Source organism: Saccharomonospora iraqiensis subsp. paurometabolica YIM 90007, assembly GCF_000231035.2.
Classification (GTDB): Bacteria; Actinomycetota; Actinomycetes; order Mycobacteriales; family Pseudonocardiaceae; genus Saccharomonospora; species Saccharomonospora paurometabolica.
On record NZ_KI912258.1, the window covers coordinates 323196 to 329102 of the forward strand.

At 71.0% G+C, this 5907-nt stretch carries 7 protein-coding genes; 6 read left to right on the forward strand and 1 reads right to left on the reverse strand.

The genetic code is table 11. The features are described 5' to 3' along the window. Positions 1–718: SIS domain-containing protein (locus SACPADRAFT_RS29030; protein WP_040924685.1), on the reverse strand; the 718-nt coding region annotated here is incomplete at its 3' end. A gap of 180 nt (positions 719–898) precedes the next feature. Here SACPADRAFT_RS29030 and SACPADRAFT_RS0220710 point away from each other — a divergent pair. The 6 genes from SACPADRAFT_RS0220710 to SACPADRAFT_RS0220735 all read left to right on the forward strand — a co-directional run. Then, on the forward strand, positions 899–1726 hold the full coding sequence (locus SACPADRAFT_RS0220710) for a GntR family transcriptional regulator (RefSeq protein ID WP_007026163.1): 828 nt from the start codon (positions 899–901) through the stop codon (positions 1724–1726). A 236-nt stretch (positions 1727–1962) separates the two neighbouring features. After that, on the forward strand, positions 1963–2916 hold the full coding sequence (locus tag SACPADRAFT_RS0220715; protein WP_007026162.1) for an ABC transporter substrate-binding protein: 954 nt from the start codon (positions 1963–1965) through the stop codon (positions 2914–2916). Beyond that, complete coding sequence (locus tag SACPADRAFT_RS0220720; RefSeq protein WP_007026161.1) at positions 2913–3746, forward strand: ABC transporter permease; 834 nt, start codon at positions 2913–2915, stop codon at positions 3744–3746. The genes SACPADRAFT_RS0220715 and SACPADRAFT_RS0220720 overlap by 4 nt, the downstream gene beginning before the upstream one ends. Then, entirely contained in the window at positions 3743–4525 is a 783-nt protein-coding gene (locus SACPADRAFT_RS0220725) for an ABC transporter permease (protein ID WP_007026160.1), read from the forward strand. Before SACPADRAFT_RS0220720 ends, SACPADRAFT_RS0220725 begins: the two co-directional genes overlap by 4 nt. Position 4526: 1 nt before the next feature. Then, positions 4527–5360: an ABC transporter ATP-binding protein gene (locus tag SACPADRAFT_RS0220730; RefSeq protein ID WP_007026159.1), complete on the forward strand. Its 834-nt coding sequence runs from the start codon at positions 4527–4529 to the stop codon at positions 5358–5360. Between the two features lie 2 nt (positions 5361–5362). Continuing rightward, a partial coding sequence (locus tag SACPADRAFT_RS0220735) for an MFS transporter (RefSeq protein WP_007026158.1) occupies positions 5363–5907 on the forward strand: 545 nt, incomplete at its 3' end.

The window sequence follows — 5907 nt, forward strand, 5'->3', positions numbered from 1 at the left end:
CCGGGCCGTGCAACAGGTCGGCACCGCTGTGGGCGCGGGCGGCGAGGTAGCTGGTCTCGGCCAGCTTCAGCGCCGCCTCCAGCGCCGTGGCGTACGAGTAGCCGCGTGCCGTGGTCACCACCCGGTCGGCGAACCGGTACCGGTGCCCGGCACGGGCGACCGCGTCCGCGGATTCGTCGAGGGTGCGTGCCGCGAGCGCGCCGAGCCCGCGGGCGCCTTCGCCGGTGCCACCACGGACGGCGTCGACGAACAGGTACAGCGCCAGCAGGGTGGCGGTGTAGGTCTTGGTCGCGGCCACCGCCCGTTCCGGCCCGGCACGGACGTCCACGGTCAGCTCGGCCGCCTCGGACAGGGCCGAACCGGGGTCGTTCGTCACCGCGAGCGTGCGGGCCCCCTGCCTGCGGGCCGCCCCGGTGACCTCCAGCAGGTCGTCCGAGCCGCCGCTCTGGCTGACCGTGACGAGCAGGACGTCCCGCAGGTCCGGACGGGCCCCGTACAGCGTCGTGGTGGACGGGGCGACCAGCCCGGTGGGCAGCCCGAGCAGCACCTCGACGAGGTACCTGGCGTAGTGCGCGGCGTGGTCGCTGGACCCGCGCGCGGCGAACAGCACGAACCGCGGCGGGCGTTCGGCGACGGTGCGGGCCACCGCGGCGAGGTCCGCGTGGTCCCCCGCCAGGTCGTCGAGCACGCCGGGTTGCTGGTCGATCTCCGTTCTCATGTGGTCGCCGGGCCCGTGGTTCACGCACTCACCCCGTTCCGTGCCGGACGGCTCGTCGCCGAGGGAGAAAAGCCGCCGAGGGAGAAAAATCGGTCCGGACCACTTCACGCACGTTCAACCTTCCGACCGAAGGGTACGTTCCAGGGTGAGGGGGTTGGACTCGCAGTGAGGGAGTCGGTCATGGTTGACACGCTTCCCGCCCAGCGGACGCGGGAGCCGAAGTACTGGGCGCTCAAACAACACCTGCTCGACCTGCTCGAAGCCATGCCACCAGGGTCGGCCATCCCGACCGAGCGCGCCCTGGCGAACGAGTTCACCGTCTCCAGGACGACGGTGCGCCAGGCCCTGGCCGATCTGACCGCCGAGGGGCGGTTGCACCGGGTGCAGGGAAAGGGCACGTTCGCCGCCGAGCCGAAGCTCGCCCAACGCCTCCAGCTCTCCTCCTACACCGAGGACATCCGGGCGCAGGGGCGCGAACCCTCGTCCCGGTTGCTGGAGATCGGCGAAGACGTCGCCGAGGGTGAGCTGCCGAAGATGCTGGGTATCCGCAGCGGCGCCAAGGTGCTGCGGGTGCGCAGACTGCGGTTGGCCGACGACGAACCGATGGCGGTGGAGACGAGTCACCTGCCGCTGGCACGGTTCCGGGGCCTGCGCAGACAACTCGAGTCGGGCGGCTCGCTGTACGAGGCGTTGCGCGAGCGCCACGGCGTGGAACTGGAGCGTGCGGAGGAGACCATCGAGACCTCCCTCGCAGGGCCGCAGGAGGCCGAACTGCTCGGGGCGGATGTCGGGATGCCCGTGCTGTTGCTGTCCCGGCAGACGTTCGGATCGGACGGCAGGCCCGTCGAATACGTGCGCTCGATCTACCGGGGCGACCGGTACAAGTTCGTGACGACCCTGACCCGTCCCGCCTCGACCCGCTCGGCGGCGTCCACCCGGTCGGCGTCGGGCAGGGCCGGGTCGGGCAGATCCGGGTCCGCACGGTCGAAGGCGTCCTCCGGGCGCTGAGCTCCGGCACGGAAACCGCCCCCGCCCCCGTCGCTCCGGCGGCGGGGGCGGTTCTCGTGTGTCCGCGGCCGGGTGTGTCGCGACGGAAAGAATTCGTTCGGACACGGCCCGGACATTGCGGGGCGGTATCGGCCCGGTCCGACGAATAGTTATCCCTGCGCGTCTTCCACTGCCCGAGTGTGTGCGGTATAAGAACATTCGTACGTTTAGTGAACGTCTTCGGAAGGACTCCTCTCATGCGACGCTTTACCGGCATCGGCGCCGGCATGGCGAGCCTGCTTCTGGTCGCGGCGTGCGGTTCGGGCGGCTCCGCCGACGATTCCGGCGGTGCGGACCCGGTCACGGTCGGCGTGATCCCGATCGTCGACGTCGCCCCGGTCTACCTGGGCGTGGAGCAGGGCTTCTTCGCCGATCAGGGGCTGGACGTCACCCTGGAGAGCAGCCAGGGCGGTGCGGCGATCGTCCCCGGCGTGGTCAGCGAGGAGTTCGAGTTCGGGTTCAGCAACGTGACCTCGCTGCTGCTGGCCGGAGCGAAGGGACTCCCGCTGGAGATCGTCGGCGCGGGCAACTACTCCACCGGCGAGCAGGGCGACGACTTCAGCGGTGTCGTGGTGCCGGAGGGCAGCGACATCACGGACGCCTCCGGACTCTCCGGCAAGACCGTCGCCGTCAACACGCTGCAGAACATCGGCGACACCACCGTGCGGCAGTCGGTGGAGCAGGCGGGTGGCAACCCCGACGAGGTGAACTTCGTCGAGCTGCCGTTCCCGGAGATGCCGGGGGCCCTGGCCGAGGGCCGGGTCGACGGGGCGTGGCTGGTCGAACCGTTCCGGACGATCGCCATGAACCAGGGCGGCACGGAGATCGCCTCGAACCTGGTGGACACCCAGGACAACCTCATGATCTCGTCCTACTTCACCAGCAAGCAGTTGCGGCAGTCCGACCCGGAACTCGTCGAGCGGTTCACCACCGCACTGAACCGGTCGCTGGACTACGCGGAGAACAACCCCGACCGGGCCCGGGAGGCCATCCTCGACTACACCGAGATCGACCCGGCCGTCGCGGAGGAGATGACGCTCCCGAAGTGGTCCAGTGAGATCAACACCGGCACCGTGGAGCGGCTCGCCGAGCTGGCGCTGGAGGACGGTCTGGTGGACGAGAAGGTCGACACGGAGGCCCTGCTCCCGTGACGGCCGCGACAGCGACGACCGCACCGGCGCGCGCCCCGCGGACCACGCGGGGCCGCGGCCCGGTGCCGACCCCCGTGCTCGGTGCGGCGGGGGTGCTCGGACTGATGGCACTGCTCGAACTGGTGCCGCGACTGGGCGTGGTCGATCGCCGGTTCCTCCCGCCGTTCAGCGAGATGATCGCCGCACTGGCCGGGCAGATGTCCACCGCGGAGTTCTGGGTCGCGTTGGTCGCGACGATCCGGGGCTGGACGATCGGTCTGGCGATCGCCGTGGCCGCGGGCGTGGTGCTCGGCATCCTCATCGGCAGCATCCCGTTGCTGCGCGCGGCGACGAACTCGACGATCGAGTTCCTGCGACCGATCCCGTCGGTGGCGCTCATCCCGCTGGCGGTGCTGCTCTACGGCAGCGACCTGCGGGCGACGTTGATCCTGGTGGTGTACGCGAGTTTCTGGCAGGTGCTCGTGCAGGTGCTGTACGGCGTGCGCGACGTGGACCCGGTGGCCCGGGAGACCGCCCGCTCGTACCGGTTCCGCCGGTGGACGCAGGTGCGCACGGTGATCTGGCCGACCGCCCTGCCGTACGTGATGACCGGGTTCCGGCTGGCCGCGGCGGTCGCCCTGATCCTGGAGATCACCGGTGAGCTGATCATCGGATCGCCGGGGCTCGGGGCCCAGATCAAGGTCGCGCAGAGTTCGGGCGCGGTGGACACGATGTACGCACTGGTGATCGTCACCGGGGTTTTCGGGGTGCTGGTGAACCTGCTGGCCCGGTTCGCGGAGCGCCGCGTCCTCGCCTGGCACCCGTCCGTGCGCGGGGAGGTGCCGAAGTGATCGTCGCATTCGCCCGTCGCGCGCTGCTCGCGCTCGGGCTGCCCGCCGTGCTGGTCACCCTGTGGTGGGTGGCCACCGCGAACAGCACCAGCTTCTTCTGGCCGCCACTGCCGGAGATCCTCGGCACCTTCGGCGAGACGTGGTTCAGCGGAAGGCTGGCCGCCGACGTGCTGCCCAGTCTGTTGCGGTTGCTGGCCGGCTATCTGATCGCGCTGGCGCTCGGGGTCGGTCTGGGAACGGCGATCGGTTCCTCGGCCACACTGCGTGCGGTCGTGGAACCGGTGCTGGAGTTCTTCCGCGCGATCCCACCGCCGGTGCTGGTGCCGATCCTCATCCTGTTCGCCGGCATCGGCGACTGGATGAAGGTCCTGGTGATCGTGTCCGGCTGTCTCTGGCCGATCCTGCTCAACACGGTCGAGGGCGTGCGCGGCATCGACGAGGTCCTGCGGGACACCGCCCGCTGCTACCGGATGCGCCGTTCGTCCCGGCTGGTGCACCTGGTGCTGCGGGGCGCCAGTCCGCAGATCGCGGCGGGCGCGCGCCAGGCACTGTCCATCGGCATCATCCTGATGGTCATCAGCGAGATGTTCGCCGCCAGCAACGGCGTCGGCTTCACCGTGATCCAGTTCCAGCGCAGCTTCGCGATCCCGCAGATGTGGAGCGGGATCATCCTGCTCGGACTGATCGGGATCACGCTGGCGCTGCTCCTCCGGCTCGTGGAGTACCGGGCACTGGCCTGGTACCGCGGGTTGCACGAATCCCAGCGAGGAAAGGGTTGACGTGACGACCGAGACCATGCTCGACGTGCGCGGGGTGCGCAAGGTCTTCGAGGGCAAGAGCCGCACCGTCGAGGCGATCCGCGAGCTCACGTTCTCCGTGCGCCCGGGGGAGCTCGCCTGCATCGTCGGCCCGTCCGGGGCGGGCAAGACGACGCTGCTCAAGTGCGTCGCCGGCCTGCTCGGGGTGACCGACGGCGAGGTCGTCCTGGAGGGGGAGCGGGTGACCGCTCCGCCTCCGGGGATGGCCGTGGTGTTCCAGGAGTACGGGCGCAGCCTCTTCCCCTGGATGACCGTGCGGGCCAACGTCGAACTCCCGTTGAAGGAGAAGAAAGTCCCCCGCGGTGAGCGCAGGCGCCTCGTCCGCGAGTCGCTGGAGGCCGTCGAGCTCGACCACGTGGCCGACTCGTACCCGTGGCAGCTCTCCGGCGGGATGCAACAGCGGGTCGCGATCGCGCGTGCCGTCGCCTACGAACCGCGCGTGCTGCTGATGGACGAGCCGTTCGCCGCCGTCGACGCGCAGACCCGCGCCGACCTGGAGGACCTCGTGCGCAGCCTGTGGCGCCGGCTCGGCGTCACCGTCCTGTTCGTCACCCACGACATCGACGAGGCCGTCTATCTCGGCGAACGGGTGCTCGTGCTGTCGATGGCCCCGACACTGGTGCTGGCCGACGTGCCGGTCGACCTGCCGGACGAGCGCGACCAGCTCACGACCAGGTCGACAGCACGCTTCGGCGAGCTGCGCACCCAGGTGTGGGAGCTCATCCAGCAGGCCAAGGCCGGGCAGCGGAGCCCGGAGGATCCGCAGGTCACCACCGCGGTCGGCCCGGACACCTGACCGTGGTCCGCGAGGTCGGGGAGTCGTCGCGGACGCGGCGGCTCCCGGCGGGCGGGGTCTCCTCGCTCGTCGCCGTCCTGCTGGTCGCGCTCAACCTCCGCGGCGCGATCGCGGCGGTCTCCCCGGTGCTGCCGGAGATCCGGGCGGACGTCGGGCTGTCCGCGACCGCCGCCGGCCTGCTCACCGCGGTGCCGGTGCTGTGCTTCGCGCTCGCGGCCCCCGCCGCGGCCCGGCTCGCCCGGCACACCGGCACGCCACGGGCCGTGCTGATCGGCTGCCTCACCATCGCGGCGGCGACCGTGCTGCGCGTGCTGGACGGACCACCGGTCCTGCTGCTCGGCACGCTGATCCTCGGGGTGGGGATGACCGTCGGCAACGTCCTCGTGCCCGTGGTGGTGAAACGCGACTTCGCCGGGCAGGCGGGCACGGTGACCGGTGTCTACACCGCCGCCCTCGCGGGGGGTGCCGCCGTCGCGGCCGCGCTGACCGCCCCGCTGGCCGCGATCTGGAACTGGCGGGGCGCGCTGGCCGTGTGGGCGGTGCTCGC